Genomic DNA, 20541 nt, shown 5'->3' with positions numbered 1-20541 from the left:
CCCCCTTTGTGCACACGTTTTCACTATCCACTGTACACTACATGACGGCAATATACAACTCTCTTTTTCAAGACTAGCGAAAAAATGATTGATGAATATTTTTAGGCTGTTGTTTTCACTCGCCGCCCGTAAAGCAACAGCCGTTTGCCAGACGATCGACATGCTGGCAAACGGCCGATTCGAACGATAATCAACGTTCATTAGCGGTGCGGCCCGCTTCGTAAATTTTCAAGTTATGATAGACGGTTTCAAGCATCGGGGCGTGGATGTCATACTGTTTCGCTAGCTCCAGCAAATACCCTTGCAAATGATCGGCTTCAATCGGCAGCCCTTTTTCCATATCACGCTGCATCGATGACTTCATCGTCGGGGCGATCTGTTCGAGCTGAACGCGCTGTCGTTCGGCCATCTCCTCAGTGAGCGGCGCGCCGTGCGCTTGCATAATCATTTTGATTTCCCCAAGCAACCGGCTGATGATGGCGCCCCCGTACTCGCCGGAACGAATCGGCCCGATCGGAGCGCGAAACAACGTCGTCACTCCTGACATTGTTGCAATAAACAAATACTTGTTCCACATGTCCGAAACGATCCGTTCGCTCAGCCGGAAACGGGCATTGGCGCCGGCAAACAGCGATTCCAACGCTTCAACCCGCTCCGTCCGTTCGCCGGACCACTCGCCGAAACGAACTTCATGCGCCGGACTTGTTTGGACGATTTCCCCTTTTTCGTTTAACGTCGTTTCGATGAAACAAAGGCCTCCCAACACCTTGTCATCGCCAAATGACTCCCGCAACACATCCATATGGGCCATGCCGTTTAACAGCGGCAAAATCATCGTTGTCTCACCGACGTACGGTTTGGCATCAGCGATGGCGCCCGCCAAGTGATACGCCTTGTTTGAAAACACGACAAGATCGAACGGCTCCGTCCGTTCACCGGACGCGATCAGTTTCGGCGCGAGCACTGCATCGCCGTGGACGCTGCGGATGACAAGCCCGCGCTCCTCAAGCTCCCGCTTTCTCCGCTCACGGACGAGAAATGTCACATCGACGCCTTTTTCAAGCAGGCGTCCGCCGAAATAGCCGCCAACCGCCCCTGCTCCCACTACAAGAATGCGCATGTATGTATCCCCCTTTTCCCGCGTGTTTATTGCCCAGTCCCAGCTTGAATGGGCATCTCCCCGATGCGGACGTTGAAGAAAAAAAGGAAGAAGGGGCACCCCCTCCTTCCCTCCCACTCCTAGCAGCAGCGCGATACTTTGCCGCCTTTGGCGTTATAGCGCGCCTCTTGCGCTTCGCAGAAAAACTCTTTCCGCGACTTGATCGGCTCGCCCGGATGATGGGTTTTCATATGCTCGACATATTTTTCATAGTTTGGCACGCCGACAAGCAAGTCGAGAAACTGCCGGCGGTAAGCCAAAACGGTTTGCAGCCATTTAGGCATAATGCTTCGCTCCTTCTCCATCGCGCGGCACGTACGGCGCTTCTTTGAGCGGCACATGTTTGTTTTGCAGCACTTTGATCCAGATGTTCAATGCGGAAATAAGCATTGCGATCACCACAAGCATGAAAATCGCGCACAATGTGGCATCAATGTAGTCGTTTATAATAATTTGCCGCATTTGCGCCTCATTCGCGGCCGGCGCTAAAATTTTCCCTTGGCTCAGGCTGTCTTGGAACATTTTCGCATGCGACAAGAAACCGATTTTGACGTTTTCGTGGAACAGCTTTTGGTATCCCGCCGTCAACGTGACGACCAAAAGCCATGTCGTCGGCACGAGCGTGACCCAAACGTACGCCTTTTTGCCCATTTTAAACAAGACCGTTGTCGCAAACAATAAGGCGATGCCGGCGAGCATTTGGTTGGCGATGCCAAACAATGGCCATAACGTGTTAATGCCGCCGAGCGGATCGACAACCCCTTGATACAAGAAGTAGCCCCAAGCTGAGACGCAAAGCGTCGTCGCAATCAAGTTGGATACGAGCGAATCCGTTTTGCCGAGCGGCTTGTAGAACGTGCCCATAATGTCTTGGATCATGAAACGGCCGACGCGCGTGCCGGCGTCAATTGTCGTCAAGATGAACAGCGCTTCAAACAAGATGGCGAAGTGATACCAGAATGCCATCAATGCCTTGCCGCCAATGACGCTCGACAAAATGACCGCCATCCCGATGGCCAGCGTCGGCGCCCCGCCGGTGCGCGACAACACCGTTTGTTCACCGACATCTTTCGCCAGCTCCGTCAACATGTCAGGAGTGAGCGTAAACCCCCACGACGATATGACTTTGGCAGCCTGCGCCACATCCGCCCCGATTACCGCCGCCGGGCTGTTGATGGCAAAATACACCCCCGGCGTCAAGATGCAAGCTGCGACCATCGCCATCACGGCAACGAACGATTCCATCAGCATGGCGCCGTAGCCGATCGGACGCGAATGGCTTTCCAGCTCGATCATCTTCGGCGTCGTGCCGGACGACACGAGCGCATGGAATCCGGACACCGCCCCGCAGGCGATCGTAATGAACAAGAACGGGAACAAGTCGCCGGCAAACACCGGTCCCGTTCCATCAACAAATTTCGTTACAGCCGGCATTTGCAAATCAGGCGTAACGACTAAAATGCCGAGTGCTAGTCCAACAATCGTGCCGATTTTCAAAAATGTGCTCAAATAGTCGCGCGGCGCCAACAGCAGCCACACCGGCAGCGCCGAGGCGACAAAACCGTAAATAATCATCAAGATCGCGATCGTTTCGCCTTTTAACGTAAACATTGCCGAGAGCGTCGGATGCTCCGCAACGTATTGCCCGGCCACGATCGACAAAATCAATAATACAAATCCCCCGAGCGACGCCTCAGCAACGCGCCCCGGACGGATGAAGCGCATGTAAATGCCCATCAAAATCGCAATCGGGATCGTAGCAGCAATCGTGAACATTCCCCACGGGCTTCCAACAAGCGCTTTCACGACAACGAGCGCCAAAACGGCCAATAAAATAATCATAATGCCCAAAATGCCAAGCGCTGCGATAAAGCCCGTCACCGGCCCCATTTCTTCCTTGATCATTTCGCCAAGCGATTTCCCGTTGCGGCGCATTGACGCGAATAAGATGATGAAATCTTGCACCGCCCCGCCGAGCACAACGCCAATGATGATCCAAAGCGTTCCCGGCAAGTAGCCCATTTGCGCAGCCAAAATCGGCCCGACAAGCGGCCCGGCGCCGGCAATGGCGGCGAAATGGTGTCCAAACAACACCCATTTGTTCGTTGGGACATAGTCCTTCCCGTCGTTAAACACTTCAGCCGGCGTTTTCCGGTTATCATCGAGCCCAAACACTTTGCGGGCGATAAACCGGCTGTAAAAACGATAGGCGACCGCATACGTGCAGACGGCGGCGACGATCAGCCACATGGCGTTGACCGACTCGCCGCGGCTTAACGCCAAAACAGCGAATGCGGCGGCCCCAAGGACGGAAATCAGGCCCCATAACAAAATCGATTTTAGCCCCTTCACACGGCTTCCTCCTTTTTTATTTGTCAAAATTCTTTACGTCACTATTATATTCATTATTCTGAAAAATTTAAAGACATTTTTTCATCTTCAACTAATGTATAGTTTGGTTCTATAGGAGAGTTTTCCCGCATTCCTTATTGCACAAAAGTATAAAACAAGTCTTTGGAGCAAAAAATGTAATTGCACCCATCGGCTTAACCAGCAACTGACCATGAAGCACCCATCGATTGTCCCCAGCTCCATCTAACGGTGCAATGGACAAAACAACGATCAACTACTATTTCAGTAAAGGGTTCGAGAAGGTGAAGGCGATCGAAGCATTGTTATGGAGCATTGCTTTGCCTGGATTTGGGCAACTGTTGAACAAAAAGTATATAAAAGGAATTTTGTTTATTGCGTTGGAATTTGTGATTAACACCCAATCTCAATTCAATGAAGCCATCCGCCTCAGTTTTCTCGGGCGCACCGATGAGGCGGCCCGCATCGTCGATATCGGATGGCTGATGTTTTACCCATGCTTATACTTTTTCGCCATGTGGGATGCGTTTAAAGACGCCGGCGGTGGACGGATGCCATACTCGTTTTTGCCGTTTGTCTTCTCCGCCTACTTTGTGACGGTCGGCTTGATGTACTCGGCGCACGTGACGATTGGCGATGTGTTTTTTGGACCGATTTGGCTGCCGATCTTGTCGGTCATCCCCGGGCTGGCCGTCGGGTGGCTGCTTCAGTTTCTTTTATTAAGATGGAGGCGGCCCTCCGTTCCGTAGCCATTTAATGAACAAAGCCGCCAATTATTCATTGGCGGCTTTCGGCTGCGGTTCTTTGGCAGCTTTTCTTTTTTTCATTGTCCCAATCGTAATGACGGCAGCAACAACAAGCAGCTCAAACCCGTATTTCACCACAGGATTGGCAAAATACTCTTTCAAAAACGGCTCGCCAACGATCATTTTTGCCGCTGTCCAAGCAAGAACACCGGCTCCAATCGTAATGATAATCGGAAAGCGTTCAATCCATTTTAAAATAAGCGTGCTGCCCCACACCATGATTGGAACGGAAATGAGCAGCCCAAGGATCACGAGAAGAAAACTTCCATGCGCCGCACCGGCAACCGCCAATACGTTGTCAAGCCCCATCAACGCGTCGGCAATAATAATGGTGCGAATCGCTTCCCATAAACTTCCCCCAGCCTCAACATCATCATGCCCTTTTTCCTCAACGAGCAACTTATATGCGATCCAGACAAGAAATACACCGCCGACAAGCAAGAGACCCGGAATTTTAAGGAGCCATACGACGAAAATCGTTGCCAGCGCCCGGATGACAACAGCGCCGACGGTTCCCCAGACAACGGCCTTTTTTTGCTGGTGCTTCGGCAAATTGCGGGCTGCCAATCCAATCACAATGGCGTTATCCCCTGCCAAGACAAGGTCAATAATGATAATTGACAGCAGTGCTGTCCAAAACTCTGGAGAAAACAAATCCACGGAATGATCCCCCTTTATAAGTTATATTTTTCCTTTAATGAAACTGGAGCCATCTTAATAACTTGTTGCAAAATAAACATGAAAACGGCGAAATCATCAATAATACCAAATAGTGCTAACCAATCGGGAATGAGGTCAAACGGCAACGCTATATATAACAGCAGCAACCCGACGGAGACCGCCTTTTTCCGCACTGGCACCTCGCGCGAAACAAAAAATTCGAACAAAAACGGAAGAAACCGACGGATGTGAACGACGAACCGAAGCCGTTTCCACCACTTGCGCATGCCATTCCCCTCCATTCTTCTGACGATCTTCTTCCGAAGCCACGCTCATTTTCCTTTACGATTATCTTCCCCCTTTCGTTTCAGGTAATGAAAAAAGACCTTTACCATTCTTGGTAAAGGCCTTTTCACAAACAAAGACCTTTACCGCCGCAGGTAAAGGTCTCGCTAACAACGTTGCCGTTGCCAGCAAGGCCGAGGGTGTACACCCTGGACTGACGACCTTGCTGTAAAAGCTACTCCCCTTTAATAAAAGCATATTCACACTTTGCACTTTCATGATATTCAATGTTCACGCGTCCTGTCAATACCATTTTTTCATCCATTGCAAAAAATCGCCTCCACTCCCTTCTCAAACAGTGCAACAATTCCCGTCTGCTTTTTCATTGTCCGGCTGTGAATTTTAAACCGATGATCCCGACAACAATGAACAATAAAAAGACAATTCGCGGCGCGTTAACCGGCTCGTTTAAAAACAGCATGCCGATGATGACCGCTCCGAGCGCCCCGATTCCCGTCCAAACCGCATAGGCGGTGCCGATCGGCAATGTTTTCGTTGCCATCGATAAAAAGTAAAAACTAGCCGCCATCCCCGCAACAGTGACGACAGACGGCCAAAGACGGGTAAAACCGGCCGTGTATTTCAGCGAAATGGCCCATACGATTTCGAACACTCCGGCGACAAATAAGTATACCCACGCCATGTATCATTTCCCCCTTTCCAAAACAAAAAAGCCGCGGGAAATATCGAAATGATACTCCTCCCGGGCTTTTGTCCCTCCGTGTACGCGGGCGCGCCGCGCGTTTTCTCTCGGTCACAGGCCGGCTGCCAAACAGCCGCGGAACCCTAGAAAACGTTTCTTGTATTTACTTGTTGTTAATCAGTATAACACATCAGCCAAACGCTTGCAATCCATCCGCCTTCCGCATATTTCCGACAGGTGAAGACCGAGGGATCCCCATCCGTCTTACACCGGGTCGTTATCGACGCCACTGTACGATTCAATCGCTTGATCAAGCGCTCGGTAAGCTTCGGCGAAGGCGTTCGTCGCCGATTCGTCACCGGCGGCGGCAAGTTCGACCCGCGCATTGCGCGCATGCGTGACAGCGCGAATGACGTCTTCAATCATTTGCCTCTTCTCCCCAGCGTTCGCCTTCAATTGTTCAAGCTCATGGAGCGCCCCGTCAAGGCTCGTCGAACGCGGTTCGTCAAACGCTTGTTCCAACTGTTCTTTCACACGCTGCAACACTTCTTTCATGATCGCCCATCCTTTCTTTATTCGTTGTCATCCGCTAGTGTGGGCGATTCGCCGCAAACTATGCATTCTTGTCTCCGCCGCGTTCAGTCATTGACCCGCGCATCTTTCAATCCGGCCCAAAAGGCGGCAACGACAGAAAGGGCAACAATCAGCAGCGGCGCATACATGATCAAAAACGTTTGCATCATCCTTTTCCTCCTTCCCATTTCCCTTTGACGTACGCTTTATTGAACAAAAAGAGGCGCATCAGCAAATACAAAGACGGGATGAGAAGCAAGAACCCGGCGATAAACGCAACAATTAACGCCATCGCCATCGTTTCATTGGTGAACCCGTCATAAATCGTTAAATGCGGGTAAAGCAAATACGGGTAATGCGAAATGCCGTAAGCGTAAAACGCGAACGCGTATTGAAACAAAAGCGCGATGAACGCCCAGCCGAACCGCTGCTTTTTCCAAAGCCAATACACGGTGGCGGCAAAAAACAAAAATGAAACAACCAACATCCATGCCATCTGCCATAAGTTGGCGTAATGCTCTGGATTATGGTAGCGGAGTTGGTAAATAATGAGCAACGCTGACAACATCGTCGGCCCGCTCCAAAGCAGAGCATAGCGGCGCAACAGCTCTCGCGCCCGCTCGTCCCCCGCCGCGTTCGCATAATACGTCAAAAACACGGCGGAAATGTACAAGACGCTTGTGACGCTTAACAATACGATGCTCCATGACAAAGGACTTGCAAACAGTTTTTCGTAATCCAACACAACGGCCCCTCCGCGCCTCTCGACAAACCCGCCTTCTGAAATCGTCAAGACGACTGACAGCGAAGCGGGGATCAATAAGCCCGTCAGCCCGTAAGCGAGCAAATACCAGTTCCGCTCCGTCCCTCCGTATGTGTGAAACGCATAGTATGAACCGCGAATAGCGAGCAAAACAATCGAAATGCTGGCCGGAACGAGCAGCACCGAGCCATAATAATACGCCGTTTTCGGAAAAAAGCCGACGATCCCGACAAAGAAAAAAACGAGAAAGACGTTTGTCACTTCCCACACCGGCGACAGATAGCGCTGGATGATGCGGTGCAAAATATGCTGTTTGTTCGCCCAATGGCTGTAGGCGCTGAAAAACCCGGCCCCAAAGTCAATCGAGGCAACGATAATATACCCGAACAAAAACAGCCATAACACCGAGATGCCGATGACTTCGAGCGTCATGGCGTCACCTCCCCGTTATTGGCGCGCTCTTCCAGCTCCCGTTCGACCGGGTTGCGTCGAAACATACGGACAAGCACCGTGGCGCTTGCAATGACGAGCACCATATACAAAAGACAAAACAAAACAAGCATCGTATCAACATGAGCGGACGATGTCGCCCCTTCCGCCGTTTTCATATAGCCGCGCAAAATCCACGGCTGCCGCCCGACCTCCGCCAAATACCAACCGGCTTCAATGGCGATCATCGCCAACGGCCCCCCTGCGATCAACAGCCCAAAAAACCATTTTTTCGCTGTCCATTTCCAGCGAAAAATCGATCCGAGCCAATAAACAGCCGATAAAATCATTAAAAACACACCAATCGTCACCATGACATCAAACAAATAATGGATATAAAGCGGTGGACGCTCATCTTTTGGAATATCGTTCAGCCCGGTCACAACCGCCCCCGGGTGGTTGTGCGCCAAAATGCTTAACGCATATGGAATTTCAAGGGCGTATTTCACTTCCCCGTCCTCCGTCAACGTACCAAATAAGATGAGCGGCGCATGGGAACTCGTTTCAAAATGCCATTCGGCAGCCGCCAGCTTCTCCGGCTGGTATTCGGCTAAAAACTTTCCTGACAAGTCGCCGACAAGAGCGCTCGCTACGGAAAAAATGAGCGCCGTTTTCATCGTCAAATGAAGCGCCTTGCGGTGGTACACATGACGGTTGCCCTTCCATAAATGCCACGCCGCAATCGAAGCGAGCACAAACGCCGACGTCATATACGCCGTCGCCAGCACGTGGGCGACTTTCGTCGGCATCGCCGGGTTGAACATCGCGGCGATCGGGTCAATATTGATGAGCTCGCCGTTTTTCATCTCAAACCCTTGCGGCGTATTCATAAACGCGTTCACCATCGTAATAAACATAGCCGACGCGGAAGAACCGATCGCCACTGGAATAAGCAATAGCAAATGTTTTTTCTGGTTTTCAAACCGATCCCATGTATACAAATAAATCCCGAGAAAAATGGCTTCAAAAAAGAAGGCGAACGTCTCCATAAATAGCGGCAAACTGATCACTTGGCCGGCCAGTTGCATAAAGTTCGGCCATAAAAGCGACAGCTGCAAGCCGATCGCCGTTCCGGTCACAACGCCGACGGCGACGGTAATGACGAAGCCGCGCGTCCAGCGGCGGGCAAGCAAAATATAATGCATATCGTTTTTCCGGATCCCGACCCACTGGGCGATGGCAATCATCAGTGGAATCCCGACGCCGATTGTGGCATAAAGAATATGGACGGTTAGCGTCAATCCCGTCAAAACACGGCTAAGCAGCACCGGATCATAGTTAGTCATGGTCATCCCCCCTTATGAAAACAAGCGGCCAATCAAGGAAAGCAAGACAACTGCTGCGACAGCAAAACTAATGAACACAAGCGCTTTTTCGTGCCGCTCCCACATATTCATCCCCCCGGACGCTTAGACAATCATGAAAAATTGTGACAACCATCACAAACTATCCACTTCATATTATTTCATAAAATCGGGAACGTTATCCGCCATGATTTCGAACAATTTGTGTCATTTTTCACATATTCATCGTAACAAACAAAAAAAGCAGGATTTCCCTGCTTTTTATTCAAATTATAAATATTTTCGATGCACCGTCTTCCCATCATACGTAAACAACATCGGCTTTTCTTCGACGACCGTTTCCATATGGACGGGCCGGCCCCAAAGCTGATAAATGTACGGCAGCACTTTCTCCAAATATTTCAAATCCAATTCAATCCCTTCATACCAATGCTTTAAATACAGTTCCCCATTGCGCATATAGTCGCCGTCGTTCACCGTAATGTACGGGAACCCGCCGTTCACCCGCATGCTGACGAGTTGGTCGCGAATATGTTCCCAATGCTTGTCGACAATTTTGTAATCTTTCCCTTGTTTTTGGAATAAGTACATATCTTCCCGCATGATCAGCTCTTTCGTCAAATAGTTGCGCAAAAACGAAATATCGGACTCAAGCTCACGCACTTCAAAAATTTTCGCCCGTCCTGAGCCTGGCTTGACACCGTATTTTTTCATTTCCTCGGTCGGATTGTTCCACCGTTCTTCAATGTCTTCAAAAATTTTCAATCCTAAATAGTACGGGTTAATGCCGGTGCGCGACGGTTGCACGACGTTGGCATTTAACTTCGCGAATTCAATGGCTTCATCGCTCGTTAAGTCCATTTCCCGCAAAATGCGCTGATGCCAATACGTCGCCCATCCTTCGTTCATGATTTTCGTCTCCAGCTGCGGCCAAAAATAAAGCATTTCCTCGCGCATCATCGTTAAAATGTCGCGTTGCCAATCCTCCAGTTCGCGGCTGTATTCTTCGATGAACAATAGCACATCTTTTTCCGGTTGCGGCGGAAACTTGCGCCGTTTTTTTCGCGGCGGCGTTTTCAGTTTGTTTCGCTCGTCAAGCGACCATAAATCGTCGTACGGCGTCGATGTTTTCGGAGACTCCTCCTCTTCGTACACTTCCGTATCTTCCCACGTCCATGACAACTTTGGCCGCAACAGCGACGGATCGATATGCTCCTGAATGGCTAAGACGGCATCCAGAAACTTTTCCACTTCCCATTTTCCGTATTGGTGCTCATAATGTTTGATCCGCTCTGCTGTCGCCGCCATGCTCTCGACCATATCGCGCTTCGTGTTGCTGAAGCGGACGTTGTTTTTGAAAAAGTCGCTGTGGGCCAACACATGGGCGACAATTAGCTTATTTTGGATCAGTGTATTCGTATCGAGCAAAAATGCATAACAAGGATCCGAGTTAATGACAAGTTCGTAAATTTTGCTTAATCCTAAGTCATAATGGAGCTTCATTTTGTAAAACTGTTTCCCGAAACTCCAGTGGGAAAACCGCGTCGGCATCCCATAAGCGCCAAATGTATAAATAATGTCAGCCGGGCAAATCTCATAGCGCATCGGGTAAAAGTCCAACCCAAATCCTTCTGCGATTTCTGTAATCTCCGCAATCGCCCGTTCCAGCTCTTTCAGCTCGTCCTGCCGCATCCAAATCCCCCCTTTTCCCCTTACCACAATGTATGAGGGAAAAGAAGTTTTGATACATTGAATCATTGCCCGTGCTTTCCATTTCGGCCTGCCGCCCGTTATAATTTGTGTTGTACACGACATATTTCCATAAAGCGTGGTGATCGTTTGCATCAATATTGGCATCATCTCATCGAACATTTTGGCTACGTCGGCATTATGGTTTCGCTCATGCTCGGCATCGTCGGATTGCCGATTCCAGATGAATTGCTGTTGACGTATGCCGGCTATCGCGTCTCAACCGGCGCCTTTTCGTATCCGCTCGCCTTTCTCGCCTGTTGGTTCGGGGCGATCGCAGGCATTTCACTCAGTTATATCCTTGGCATCACATTAGGGCTGCCGTTTTTGCATAAATTCGGTGCCAAATTCCATCTAACCGAGAAACGGCTCGAGCAAACAAAAGCGCTTTTTTCAAAACTTGGCCCAGCGGTATTGTTCATTTGTTATTTCATCCCCGGTGTTCGGCATCTCGCCGCCTTTTGGGCCGGCACAAACGCCTACCGTTTGAGAAAGTTTGCCTTGTTTGCCTACAGCGGGGCGATGGTGTGGGTCGCCGTCTTTTTAACGATCGGCGCCTATTTCGGAAGCCGCTGGATGGCCGTCAAGCAGTACATCCACGCCTACCGTCCGTTCTTATTTCCCATCTTTTTGGCCGCTCTTGGCTTCGCCATCCTTTATTGGTACATGCAACAAAAGCGGAAAACACCGGGGTAATCCCGGTGTTTTCCATTTCTCGATGCACGCTATACGTTCTCGCGCGGGCCGCGGTGATACGTTTCTGTCAACAGCCCCATAAACAAACCGAATCCAAACATCACCATCGAGGCCCCTATAATTCCAAGGCTGACAATCGTCAAGAAAAAGTCTTTGTTGTAAGCGCTCGCAATAAAACTGAGCAAAAAGAGCGCTGTTCCGACGACCAGCCCGACCGAGGCCATCCATTTGCACATGTTTGTAATTTCTTGCCCTTCGTGCCGTTTGTTCATTCTCATCATCCCCTTATTTTGAGGATACTACCCTTGTCACAAAATTGCAACATTTATTTTTCCTTTTTCGTTTTCATTTCGGTTATAATTTATATTTTGCCTTCTGTCGCAACATTTACAGGGCAACAAAACGCCCCACCGTCATACACTAACAATGACTCCTTCTTGATAAAGGAGGCATGCCGCTTGAACACCGTCGACTATGATAAGGCGCTTTACTATACGCATCGCTCCGAATGGGACAATTTGCTGATCTTGATGGTGCGCACGCCTGATGACATATTGTCAAAAAAAATTGAGAAGTTTCTCCACGCCTATAATTTCGAACATGACTACTCCGTCATTCAAGAGCGGCTCACGGCTTTGCTTCGCTACATCGACCATGCGCTTGAGGTAAGCGAACAAAAAACGGGAGTCGAGCAGTACGCGTATTTCTATTCGTAAAAACAACGGGGAATGGGTTCAACCCACTCCCCGCTGTTCTCTCATTGAATGTACGAAGGCGAAACGGCTCGCAGCACATCGTGCACCCGTTGCATGACCGCGTCGGAAAGACGCGCCAATTTTTCCTCGCTGTCTTGCAGCGAAATCCCCTTCACGCCGAAGTACGCCTTCATTTTCGGCTCCGTCCCTGATGGACGCAGACAAAACCACGAGCCGTCCTCGAGCATATATTTCAACACATTTGAAGTCGGCAACGTGATTGCCGTTTTTTCTCCAGTCAGCGTATTCGTCCGCTCTTTCGTTGTATAATCCTCGATCACGGTCACCTTTTTCCCTGCAGCTTCCACCGGCGGATGCTGGCGGAATGACGCTAAAATCGCGGCGATCGTCTCCGCCCCTTCCTTGCCTTTTAATGTCAGCGACCGCTGCCCTTCACGATAATAGCCGTATTTGGCAAACAGCTGCAGCAATGCTTCATAGAGCGACAGCCCTTGCTTCTTGTAAAACGCGCATACTTCCGCAGCGAGGACAGCCGCCTGGACGGCGTCTTTATCGCGGGCAAAATCGCCGATCAAATACCCGTAGCTTTCCTCATAACCGAATTGGAACGTATATTGCCCTGTTTGTTCATATTCCTTAATTTTTTCGCCGATAAATTTGAATCCAGTGAGTGTATCGACAGTCTCAAGGCCAAATGATGCAGCGATTTCCCGGCCAAATTCGGATGTCACGATCGTTTTTAAAACGACGCCGTTGCTCGGCAAAAGACCTTTTTCTTGTCGCTGCGACAGCAAGTAATGGAGGAGCAGTCCCCCTGTTTGGTTGCCGGTCAACACGACATACTCCCCTTGCTCGTTTTTGACCGCGATGCCGAGCCGGTCCGCGTCCGGGTCAGTCGCAATCAACAAATCGGCGTTCACTTGTTTGCCAAGCTCCATCGCCAAGGCAAAAGCTGCATGCTCTTCCGGATTGGGCGAAGCAACGGTCGAGAAATTCGGATCCGGCTGTTCCTGCTCTTTGACGACAAAGACGTTTTGGTAACCAAGCTCGGCCAAGGCGCGGCGCACCGGTTTGTTTGACGTGCCGTGAAGCGGGGTAAATACGATGTTGATCGCTGTTTCACGGGCCAGCTCCGGATGAAGGGAAATCGTTTTGACCGCATTCACATACGCCTCGTCGATTTCTGGGCCGATGATGCGGATCAGTCCTTTTTCTTTTAGCGTCGTTTCATCATCAACCTGAATGGCGAGCTCGTTCTCAACTCCATTGACGTAGCGGATCACTTCATCAGCAGTATCCGGCGGCAGCTGTCCGCCGTCTTCGCCATAGACTTTGTAGCCGTTGTATTCCGGTGGATTATGGCTCGCGGTGATCACAATGCCGGCAAACGCCCGCAAATGGCGGACGGCAAACGACAGTTCCGGCGTCGGCCGCAGTTCCTCAAAGACGTACGTTTGGATGCCGTTCGTCGCCAACGTTTTCGCGGCTTCCATGGCAAATTCCGGCGATTTATGCCGCGAATCATAGGCAATGACAACGCCGCGCCGCTTCGCCTCATCGCCAAACGACTGTATGTATCGCGCCAACCCCTCCGACGCTTTTCGAACCGTGTAAATGTTCATTCGGTTCGTTCCCGGTCCAATCTCACCGCGCATCCCGCCGGTGCCAAACTCGAGATTTTTGTAAAAGCAGTCTTCCAGCCACCGTTCATCGTCGCGGTGTTGGTCCAGCAGCTGCTTCAACTCCGGATCGAGCTGCGGAGCATGAAGCCATTGTTCGTATTTTTGCCTCCAGTCCATCAGTTGCCCCCCTATCTTGATTTCCCCTTTTTATGTATTCGCTACCATCATACAATATACCTGCCGAAAGAAAAAGGATGTCCCGGAAAACAGGGACATCCTTTTTCTTCCATTACCCTTGCGGCTGCGAAGGCTCGGAAATGTTCGTCAGCGCCTGTTCGGCCGCTTCGTTCGATGCGCTGTTCGTCGCGATATCGCCTAAAGCGACAATGCCTTGAAGCTGGTTGTTTTCGACGATCGGCAAGCGGCGGACTTGGTGCTGCGCCATCACATTGGCGGCGTCTTGAACGCTCATGTTTGGCGCACCGGTGACGACTTGGTTTGTCATCACATCCGCTACTTTGACGGTCGACGGGTCTTTCCCTTGGGACGAGACGCGCAATGTAATGTCGCGGTCTGTGATCATCCCTTTCACTTGCCCGTTTTCCACAACCGGCAGCGCGCCAATATTTTTTTGGCTCATAATTTGCGCGGCTTCTTGCACCGTTTGGTTCGGCGAAATGGTCGCGACGTTTTTCGTCATAATGTCTTGCACTTTCGTTCCGCTGTTGTTCGTCAATGTGATCCTCCCCTTTCACCGATTAGTATGGCTCGTTCATCGCTTGATATAGGTAGAAAATAATGTTTTCCGTTCTATCCCTTGCCGCTCGCGAATAGACGCGCCGCTTCCCATCCCTTATAATGGAGCTAGGCTGGACTGTCAGAGCCAAAACAGTCGTGCGCTTGCAACCGGGCGCCGTAAGAGCCGGGCCCCCGCAAGGAAAGAAGGTGGACACGTGAGAAGGGAAAAATGGAAAGAAAACATGCTTTTGGCTGCTTGGGCAACGGCGCTCATCGCCACGCTTGGGAGCCTTTATTTTTCCGAGGTGCTCGGATTCGTTCCGTGCGATTTATGTTGGTTTCAACGCATTTTCATGTATCCGCAAACCGTCATTTTGGCAATCGCCGCCGTGCGCAAAGATTTTGCCGCAGCCCGTTATAGTTTGGCGCTGTCCATCGTTGGCGGCACCATCTCGTTATATCATTATTCTTTGCAAAAAATCCCCTTTTTCCAAAATTACGCCATAAGTTGCGGCCGCGTGCCTTGCACCGGCCACTATATTAACTGGTTCGGATTTATCACCATCCCGTTTTTGGCACTAACCGCTTTTCTTATCATCAGTTGGTTAAGTCTGACCATCCTAAAACAGCAAAGAAAGGGGAAAAAATATTGAGAAAACTGCTTCTGTTAGGCGGAATCATTATCGCTTTGTTTGCCGCCATCGCTTTCATCACCTCATATGAACAAAAGGAGGCGGCCAAGGAGAATCCTTACCATAAAAGCGAGCTCCATCCGGCTACGGTTGACCAGCTTGATGATCCGAACTACCGCAACATTATTTTGCCCGCCGAGCTGCAACGACAACTCTCCGCCGGCAAATCGCTCACCGTCTACTTTTACAGTCCGACATGCCCTCATTGCCAACGGACAACCCCGATCGTCGTTCCTTTGACGAAACAGCTGGGCATCGACTTAAAACTGTTCAACTTGCTCGAATTTGAAGACGGTTGGGACATATACCATATTGAAGCAACCCCGACCATTGTCCATTATGAAAACGGAAAAGAGACAAAACGCATCGAGGGATACCATGATGAGGAAACGTTCCGCCGATGGTTTGCTTCGTTGCCAATGCAAGAAAAATAAGGGGCTGCGCCTTTTACAAGACGCAGCCCCTTGCGCTACATCACCCACTGGCTCGCAGCGGGAACATACATGCTGCACGGCATCGCCCGCTTGTGGGCAAACTGCTTGGCCCGAAATGGGAACGTGATGCCATGGCGGGCCAAAATTTTTTGATTGCGGACAAACAGCCATTCGTATTGGTCGCACTCTCCATGTTCCCCGATATATTCGATGACGGTGATCAGCGACTGCAACGCGGAAATGATTTGGAATGCCTCTTTCATCGTCCCATTATATGTAACATGGTCATCGTTCAGCGAAAGAATGCCCCATTCCTCAAACTGGCGAATTTGTTCATCATCGAAGTAATAAGGGAAAACATCGGTGTAAAAATAATTGAGCAAATAGTGAATATAGTTTTCTTGCTCTGGGGTTGCCGCATACATCATTTTCAATGTTCATACCACCTTTTCTCGCCGCAATGCTTGCGTTTTCCATCACTAAGACGATACTATGAGTGTACCATATCTCGCGCAAGGATAGGGGTAGAAAGTGTTTCCACAGCTAACAAACAATTGGGAGTGTGACAACCTTTGTGGACGAGAAAAGGCGATTGGCTTGAATGTTCGATTCCGGACTTTTGGAGCGGCTTGACCGTCGAACAGCTCCTGAAAGATGTATGGGCTGCATCCAAAAAACTGGCCCACCGATGGCGAATGGAACACGGCGTCAAACGAAACGGCGAAGCGGTCTCATGGCAGACAGTGCTGCGCGAGCGGGATCGGCTTCAGCTTCATGCGTATGCGCCGGAGCCTTCCTTGACCGTTCCGGAATACCGGGAGCTTTCGCTTTTATGGGAGGACGACCATTTGCTCGTCGTGAACAAAGAAGCCGGCATCGACGTCCACCCGTCTGAACCGGGGCAAACCGGCACGCTTGCGAATGCCGTTTCCTTTTATTTGCAGTCACAGGCCATTTTGACAAAAGTGCGCCACATTCATCGGCTCGACCGCGACACATCGGGGGCCATCCTATTTGCAAAACATCCGCTCGCCGGCGCAACGCTCGACCGGATGCTCGCCCAACGCGCCATTAAGCGGACGTATATCGCCCTCGTTCACGGCCGCCTGTCCGCCAAATCCGGAACGATTTCTGCGCCGATCGGCCGCGACCGCCATCATCCGACGCGCCGGCGCGTCTCGAAGACGGGGGCAAAAGCGGTGACGCACTATCGCGTGCTCGAAACGTTCCCCGCTGCGTCGCTTGTAGAGCTTACTCTTGACACCGGACGGACGCACCAAATTCGCGTCCATTTGGCCCATCTCGGCCATCCGCTCGTCGGCGACACGCTTTACGGCGGCCAGCCGGTGTTTCATCGCCATGCGCTGCATGCCGCTAAACTAACGTTCCGCCACCCGTTTACAAATGAGGAAGTCGTCTGCCTCGCGCCGACGGACGACTTTCCCGTTCCCCTTCCATCCGTTGACAGCAAAGAACACCGTTAACGTTTCGCGGCACGCCAAAGCAGGCGCCCCCAGGGCAGGCGCAAAAAAGGCAGACGTTTCCCCGTCTGCCTTACAAACGCAGCTGCTCTTCTTCAACGTCCGCCGTTTCGCTTTCCTCCTCTCGATCCGGTTCTTTTTTCACCACCTCGAGCGTCTTGACGTGATGGCCGTCCATCTCTTTGACCGTAAAGAGATAGTTGTCGATTTCCACAGTATCGCCTGTTTTGATGTCATAATGCTTCGTCAACACCCAGCCGCCGATTGTATCGACATCGTCATCATCGATTTCAAGCCCTAACAAGTCGTTCACTTCGCTAATGAGCACCTTGCCATCCAAAATGAACCGATCGCCAACTTTTTGGATGAGCGGCGTTTCATCGATATCGAACTCATCCTGGATTTCACCGACGATCTCTTCCAAAATATCCTCAACTGTTACCAATCCGGATGTGCCGCCGTACTCGTCGACCAAAATCGCCATATGGATGCGTTCTTTTTGCATTTTGACCAGCAAATCGTGAATGGCGATCGATTCGATCACTTGAATAATTGGGCGGATATAGTCTTTGATCTGTTTATCATGGGACGGGTTGGCGATGAAATCCGTAAACACTTCCTTCACGTTAATGAGCCCGAGGACATGGTCCTTATCGCCATCAATGACCGGATAGCGCGTATACTTTTCCTCCTGGATGATCTCCAAGTTTTCCTTCACGCTTTTGTTAATGTCGAGCGCGACAATTTCTTTGCGCGGCACCATAATTTCCTTCGCTATGCGATCGTCAAAGCGGAAAATGTTGTTGACATAGCGGTACTCGGATTGGTTGATCTCCCCGCTTTTATAGCTTTCCGATAAAATCAGGCGCAGCTCTTCTTCAGAATGGGCAATTTCGTGCTCCGCCACCGGCCTGAGGCCAAACAGGCGCGTCACTAATCGGGCTGTGTTATTTAACGACCAAATCACGGGGTACATGATTCTGTAAAACCAAATGAGCGGCTTGGCTGTCCACAGCGTAATCGCTTCTGCTTTATGAATAGCAAATGTTTTCGGCGCTAATTCGCCGACAACAACATGCAAAAACGTGATCAATGAAAACGAAATAATAAAGGCTAAAAAGTGGGAAACGGATTCCGATAAATGGAGGCGTTCAAACAGCGGCAGCAACATCCGCGCCACCGTCGGCTCCCCAAGCCAGCCAAGCCCAAGCGAGGTGAGCGTAATGCCGAGCTGGTTCGCCGATAAATAGCCATCCAAGTTCGAAATCACTTTTTTCGCCGCGATCGCCCGTTTATTGCCTTCATTGATAAGTTGGTCGATGCGCGTGCTGCGCACCTTGACGATCGCAAATTCCGAAGCGACAAAAAAGGCGGTGCAGGCAATAAGTAACGCCACTAACAGCAAACTGGCTATGTCCAATTCATCTCCGAGCGCGGATGAAGCGCCCAGGTACACCTCCTGCGTGCAAAAGTTTCGCCATGCCGCCAACGGCGGACAGCCTAAGGCGGCACAACGCATTACGACTCTTCGTTATTGTTCCCTTGGGTAAAGATGAGCACATACTTCAACAGCTCAAATACGGCGATCAATGTCGCGGCCACATACGTCAACGCCGCTGCGCCGAGCACTTTGTTCACGCCGCGAACTTCATCCGGAGCGATAATTCCTTCCGCCAAGATAAACCGTTTCGCCCGGGCGCTCGCATTAAACTCGACCGGCAGCGTGATGACTTGAAACGCCACCGCCAGTGAGAAGAACAAAATGCCGAGACCGATCAATGAAAATTGATGGAGCAAAAACCCAACCAGCAGTAAAAACGGAGCCACGCCGGAAGCCAAATTCACAACCGGGAACATCCGGTGGCGAAGAACGAGCGCCGCATACCCTTGCTGATGCTGAACCGCATGACCGACCTCATGGGCGGCAACGGAAATGGAAGCGATCGAACGCCCGTAAAAGACAGGTTCCGACAAACGAACAGTGCGGGAAATTGGATCGTAATGGTCGGACAATCGTCCCGGAACGACCTCAACCGGCACGTGATGCAAGCCGTGGCGGTCCAAAATCATGCGCGCCACTTCCGCCCCCGTCAACCCCGATGAGGCTGGAACTTCAGACCAGGCATTGAAATTCCTTGATACCTTCCATTGCGCCCAAAGCGATATGAAGAAGGCGATAAAAATGAAAATATCCATCGGATGGAATAGCATCTCAGCACCCTCCGTTTTTCCAATTGTGTATACTATTATTTATTGTACTTGTTCATCATTTCATACGTCAAATATGCCACCTTGGTTTCATTTCTCTTATAGAAAAAACAGCGCCGACGACGGGCGCTGTTTGGCCGATCCTGTTTATCAAAAGTTGAAGTTGTCTGGATCGGCGCCAATCCGTTTATTCAAGTTTAACGCATCAATTTGCTTCATTTCCTCGGCTGTCAACGAAAAATCGAAAAGGTTGGCATTTTCTTTAATACGCGCCGGCGTCACCGATTTCGGGATCGTCACGACGCCGTGCTGCAAATCCCAGCGCAACACGACTTGCGCCGGCGTTTTCCCGTATTTTTTGCCAATTTCAACGATTGTCGGTTCGGTTAAAATTTCCCCGCGCATCAGCGGCGACCATGCCTCAAGCTGGATGCCGTTTTCCCGGCAAAACGCCTGCAGCTCTTTTTGCGTCAAGCGCGGATGGTACTCGACTTGGTTGACCATCGGCTTAATTTCGCAGTCAGCCAGCACATCTTGCAAATGGTGAATTTGGAAGTTGCTGACGCCGATCGCGCGCACATAGCCGTCTTTATACAGCTTTTCCAGCGCTTTGTACGTCTCTTTATACTTCCCTTTCACCGGCCAGTGGACCAAATACAAGTCGACATAATCGAACCCGAGTTTTTTCAAACTTTTGTCAAACGCCTTCAGCGTTGTCTCATACCCTTGGTCGGTGTTCCACACTTTCGTCGTCACAAACACTTGTTCGCGAGGAATGCCGGATTCGCGGATCGCTTGACCGACACCTTCTTCGTTTTCGTAAAAAGCGGCCGTGTCAATATGGCGATAGCCAATTTCCAACGCGGTGCGCACCGCGCTTTTTACTTCCTCGCCCTCCTTTACTTTGTAGACGCCAAGGCCAACCCACGGCATTTGCACACCGTTATGTAATACAGCGCAGTCTTGCAAACTGTTCAATCTGCTTCCCCCTCCAACATCGGTATAGCTTTATTATGGAAAAACGGCCAGGAAAAAGCAAAATATATGCACAAAAAACGAGGAAAATATCCCCTCTCCGTCTCGCTCCATCCTT

Annotated in this window: 25 protein-coding genes and 1 riboswitch; of the genes, 6 read left to right on the top strand and 19 right to left on the bottom strand. The window is 50.6% G+C overall.

From position 1 onward, the window contains the following. Positions 1-190: 190 nt before the first annotated feature. The 3 genes from panE to ACR1UW_RS04640 all read right to left on the bottom strand — a co-directional run bounded on the left by panE (position 191) and on the right by ACR1UW_RS04640 (position 3511). The gene (panE, locus tag ACR1UW_RS04650; RefSeq protein WP_033011030.1) at positions 191-1120 is read right to left on the bottom strand and encodes a 2-dehydropantoate 2-reductase; all 930 of its coding nucleotides are present in this window, start codon (positions 1118-1120) and stop codon (positions 191-193) included. A gap of 119 nt (positions 1121-1239) precedes the next feature. Next, a complete protein-coding gene (locus ACR1UW_RS04645) occupies positions 1240-1443 on the bottom strand; it encodes a YbdD/YjiX family protein (protein WP_020958757.1) in 204 nt (67 codons plus the stop codon). Then, complete coding sequence (locus ACR1UW_RS04640; protein WP_033011029.1) at positions 1436-3511, bottom strand: carbon starvation CstA family protein; 2076 nt, start codon at positions 3509-3511, stop codon at positions 1436-1438. The genes ACR1UW_RS04645 and ACR1UW_RS04640 overlap by 8 nt, the downstream gene beginning before the upstream one ends. Before the next feature lie 302 nt (positions 3512-3813). On the opposite strand from ACR1UW_RS04640, the gene ACR1UW_RS04635 reads away from it, so the two are divergent. Continuing rightward, a complete protein-coding gene (locus ACR1UW_RS04635) occupies positions 3814-4278 on the top strand; it encodes a hypothetical protein (protein ID WP_063210591.1) in 465 nt (154 codons plus the stop codon). A 24-nt stretch (positions 4279-4302) separates the two neighbouring features. Here the strand turns inward: ACR1UW_RS04635 and ACR1UW_RS04630 are convergent, their stop codons facing one another. The 9 genes from ACR1UW_RS04630 to ACR1UW_RS04590 form a co-directional block, all read right to left on the bottom strand. Continuing rightward, positions 4303-4995 carry a TerC family protein gene (locus tag ACR1UW_RS04630; RefSeq protein WP_033009328.1) on the bottom strand — a complete coding sequence of 231 codons (693 nt, stop codon included), beginning with the start codon at positions 4993-4995 and terminating at the stop codon, positions 4303-4305. Between the two features lie 14 nt (positions 4996-5009). Then, positions 5010-5282, bottom strand: coding sequence for a YkvA family protein (locus tag ACR1UW_RS04625; protein ID WP_033009330.1), 273 nt, complete (start codon positions 5280-5282; stop codon positions 5010-5012). 61 nt (positions 5283-5343) lie between these two features. Further along, a complete protein-coding gene (locus ACR1UW_RS04620) occupies positions 5344-5568 on the bottom strand; it encodes a hypothetical protein (protein WP_289643683.1) in 225 nt (74 codons plus the stop codon). A 94-nt stretch (positions 5569-5662) separates the two neighbouring features. Next, the gene (locus ACR1UW_RS04615) at positions 5663-5983 is read right to left on the bottom strand and encodes a DMT family transporter (RefSeq protein ID WP_033009331.1); all 321 of its coding nucleotides are present in this window, start codon (positions 5981-5983) and stop codon (positions 5663-5665) included. Between the two features lie 55 nt (positions 5984-6038). Then, positions 6039-6141, bottom strand: a riboswitch (guanidine-I (ykkC/yxkD leader). A 106-nt stretch (positions 6142-6247) separates the two neighbouring features. Further along, complete coding sequence (locus ACR1UW_RS04610) at positions 6248-6538, bottom strand: hypothetical protein (protein WP_033009332.1); 291 nt, start codon at positions 6536-6538, stop codon at positions 6248-6250. An 83-nt stretch (positions 6539-6621) separates the two neighbouring features. Continuing rightward, positions 6622-6723 (bottom strand): cytochrome bd oxidase small subunit CydS family protein, encoded by a 102-nt coding sequence (gene cydS, locus ACR1UW_RS04605; RefSeq protein WP_371810108.1) that lies wholly within the window; start codon positions 6721-6723, stop codon positions 6622-6624. After that, positions 6723-7751, bottom strand: a complete 1029-nt coding sequence (locus tag ACR1UW_RS04600) for a cytochrome d ubiquinol oxidase subunit II (protein WP_033009333.1) — start codon at positions 7749-7751, stop codon at positions 6723-6725. Before ACR1UW_RS04600 ends, cydS begins: the two co-directional genes overlap by 1 nt. Then, the gene (locus tag ACR1UW_RS04595; protein ID WP_033009334.1) at positions 7748-9094 is read right to left on the bottom strand and encodes a cytochrome ubiquinol oxidase subunit I; all 1347 of its coding nucleotides are present in this window, start codon (positions 9092-9094) and stop codon (positions 7748-7750) included. The genes ACR1UW_RS04600 and ACR1UW_RS04595 overlap by 4 nt, the downstream gene beginning before the upstream one ends. 288 nt (positions 9095-9382) lie before the next feature. Next, positions 9383-10804, bottom strand: coding sequence for a SpoVR family protein (locus tag ACR1UW_RS04590; RefSeq protein WP_033009335.1), 1422 nt, complete (start codon positions 10802-10804; stop codon positions 9383-9385). Between the two features lie 147 nt (positions 10805-10951). Here ACR1UW_RS04590 and ACR1UW_RS04585 point away from each other — a divergent pair, with 147 nt between their 5' ends. Next, the gene (locus ACR1UW_RS04585; protein WP_033009338.1) at positions 10952-11557 is read left to right on the top strand and encodes a DedA family protein; all 606 of its coding nucleotides are present in this window, start codon (positions 10952-10954) and stop codon (positions 11555-11557) included. 29 nt (positions 11558-11586) lie between these two features. Here ACR1UW_RS04585 and ACR1UW_RS04580 read toward each other — a convergent pair whose 3' ends face one another. Then, entirely contained in the window at positions 11587-11835 is a 249-nt protein-coding gene (locus ACR1UW_RS04580) for a hypothetical protein (protein WP_033009365.1), read from the bottom strand. A 180-nt stretch (positions 11836-12015) separates the two neighbouring features. On the opposite strand from ACR1UW_RS04580, the gene ACR1UW_RS04575 reads away from it, so the two are divergent. After that, positions 12016-12273: a YhdB family protein gene (locus ACR1UW_RS04575; RefSeq protein WP_050368250.1), complete on the top strand. Its 258-nt coding sequence runs from the start codon at positions 12016-12018 to the stop codon at positions 12271-12273. Between the two features lie 41 nt (positions 12274-12314). Here ACR1UW_RS04575 and ACR1UW_RS04570 read toward each other — a convergent pair whose 3' ends face one another. Further along, positions 12315-14072, bottom strand: coding sequence for a phospho-sugar mutase (locus tag ACR1UW_RS04570; RefSeq protein WP_498934708.1), 1758 nt, complete (start codon positions 14070-14072; stop codon positions 12315-12317). Between the two features lie 112 nt (positions 14073-14184). After that, positions 14185-14631 carry a CBS domain-containing protein gene (locus ACR1UW_RS04565; protein ID WP_498934705.1) on the bottom strand — a complete coding sequence of 149 codons (447 nt, stop codon included), beginning with the start codon at positions 14629-14631 and terminating at the stop codon, positions 14185-14187. 244 nt (positions 14632-14875) lie between these two features. On the opposite strand from ACR1UW_RS04565, the gene ACR1UW_RS04560 reads away from it, so the two are divergent. Both ACR1UW_RS04560 and ACR1UW_RS04555 read left to right on the top strand, forming a co-directional pair. Continuing rightward, the gene (locus ACR1UW_RS04560) at positions 14876-15286 is read left to right on the top strand and encodes a disulfide oxidoreductase (protein WP_498935256.1); all 411 of its coding nucleotides are present in this window, start codon (positions 14876-14878) and stop codon (positions 15284-15286) included. Then, positions 15283-15759: a thioredoxin family protein gene (locus ACR1UW_RS04555; protein ID WP_429880383.1), complete on the top strand. Its 477-nt coding sequence runs from the start codon at positions 15283-15285 to the stop codon at positions 15757-15759. The genes ACR1UW_RS04560 and ACR1UW_RS04555 overlap by 4 nt, the downstream gene beginning before the upstream one ends. Positions 15760-15794: 35 nt before the next feature. Here the strand turns inward: ACR1UW_RS04555 and ACR1UW_RS04550 are convergent, their stop codons facing one another. After that, entirely contained in the window at positions 15795-16193 is a 399-nt protein-coding gene (locus tag ACR1UW_RS04550) for a YhcU family protein (protein WP_498934703.1), read from the bottom strand. Positions 16194-16331: 138 nt separating this feature from the next. Between ACR1UW_RS04550 and ACR1UW_RS04545 the strand changes: the two genes are divergently transcribed. After that, positions 16332-17243 (top strand): RluA family pseudouridine synthase, encoded by a 912-nt coding sequence (locus tag ACR1UW_RS04545; RefSeq protein WP_498934701.1) that lies wholly within the window; start codon positions 16332-16334, stop codon positions 17241-17243. 70 nt (positions 17244-17313) lie between these two features. On the opposite strand, the gene ACR1UW_RS04540 is transcribed toward ACR1UW_RS04545, so the two are convergent. The 3 genes from ACR1UW_RS04540 to ACR1UW_RS04530 all read right to left on the bottom strand — a co-directional run bounded on the left by ACR1UW_RS04540 (position 17314) and on the right by ACR1UW_RS04530 (position 20426). Next, positions 17314-18660: a hemolysin family protein gene (locus ACR1UW_RS04540; RefSeq protein WP_498935254.1), complete on the bottom strand. Its 1347-nt coding sequence runs from the start codon at positions 18658-18660 to the stop codon at positions 17314-17316. Between the two features lie 98 nt (positions 18661-18758). Continuing rightward, on the bottom strand, positions 18759-19451 hold the full coding sequence (locus ACR1UW_RS04535) for a zinc metallopeptidase (protein ID WP_033009347.1): 693 nt from the start codon (positions 19449-19451) through the stop codon (positions 18759-18761). Positions 19452-19598: 147 nt separating this feature from the next. Beyond that, positions 19599-20426, bottom strand: coding sequence for an aldo/keto reductase (locus tag ACR1UW_RS04530; RefSeq protein ID WP_498934699.1), 828 nt, complete (start codon positions 20424-20426; stop codon positions 19599-19601). Between the last annotated feature and the right edge of the window lie 115 nt (positions 20427-20541).

Origin of the sequence: Geobacillus lituanicus (genome assembly GCF_050994965.1) — a bacterium.
GTDB lineage: Bacteria > Bacillota > Bacilli > Bacillales > Anoxybacillaceae > Geobacillus > Geobacillus stearothermophilus.
Note: the sequence above shows the minus strand (reverse complement) of the source record. Positions and strands in the feature narration are given on the sequence as shown.

What these genes read in the sequence shown, in the direction of transcription:
- panE (WP_033011030.1), bottom strand. Translation starts at nt 1,120, where the DNA reads ATGCGCATTCTTGTAGTGGGAGCAGGGGCGGTTGGCGGCTATTTCGGC.
- ACR1UW_RS04645 (WP_020958757.1), bottom strand. Translation starts at nt 1,443, where the DNA reads ATGCCTAAATGGCTGCAAACCGTTTTGGCTTACCGCCGGCAGTTTCTC.
- ACR1UW_RS04625 (WP_033009330.1), bottom strand. Translation starts at nt 5,282, where the DNA reads ATGCGCAAGTGGTGGAAACGGCTTCGGTTCGTCGTTCACATCCGTCGG.
- ACR1UW_RS04615 (WP_033009331.1), bottom strand. Translation starts at nt 5,983, where the DNA reads ATGGCGTGGGTATACTTATTTGTCGCCGGAGTGTTCGAAATCGTATGG.
- ACR1UW_RS04610 (WP_033009332.1), bottom strand. Translation starts at nt 6,538, where the DNA reads ATGAAAGAAGTGTTGCAGCGTGTGAAAGAACAGTTGGAACAAGCGTTT.
- cydS (WP_371810108.1), bottom strand. Translation starts at nt 6,723, where the DNA reads ATGCAAACGTTTTTGATCATGTATGCGCCGCTGCTGATTGTTGCCCTT.
- ACR1UW_RS04600 (WP_033009333.1), bottom strand. Translation starts at nt 7,751, where the DNA reads ATGACGCTCGAAGTCATCGGCATCTCGGTGTTATGGCTGTTTTTGTTC.
- ACR1UW_RS04595 (WP_033009334.1), bottom strand. Translation starts at nt 9,094, where the DNA reads ATGACTAACTATGATCCGGTGCTGCTTAGCCGTGTTTTGACGGGATTG.
- ACR1UW_RS04590 (WP_033009335.1), bottom strand. Translation starts at nt 10,804, where the DNA reads ATGCGGCAGGACGAGCTGAAAGAGCTGGAACGGGCGATTGCGGAGATT.
- ACR1UW_RS04580 (WP_033009365.1), bottom strand. Translation starts at nt 11,835, where the DNA reads ATGAGAATGAACAAACGGCACGAAGGGCAAGAAATTACAAACATGTGC.
- ACR1UW_RS04570 (WP_498934708.1), bottom strand. Translation starts at nt 14,072, where the DNA reads ATGGACTGGAGGCAAAAATACGAACAATGGCTTCATGCTCCGCAGCTC.
- ACR1UW_RS04560 (WP_498935256.1), top strand. Translation starts at nt 14,876, where the DNA reads ATGCTTTTGGCTGCTTGGGCAACGGCGCTCATCGCCACGCTTGGGAGC.
- ACR1UW_RS04535 (WP_033009347.1), bottom strand. Translation starts at nt 19,451, where the DNA reads ATGCTATTCCATCCGATGGATATTTTCATTTTTATCGCCTTCTTCATA.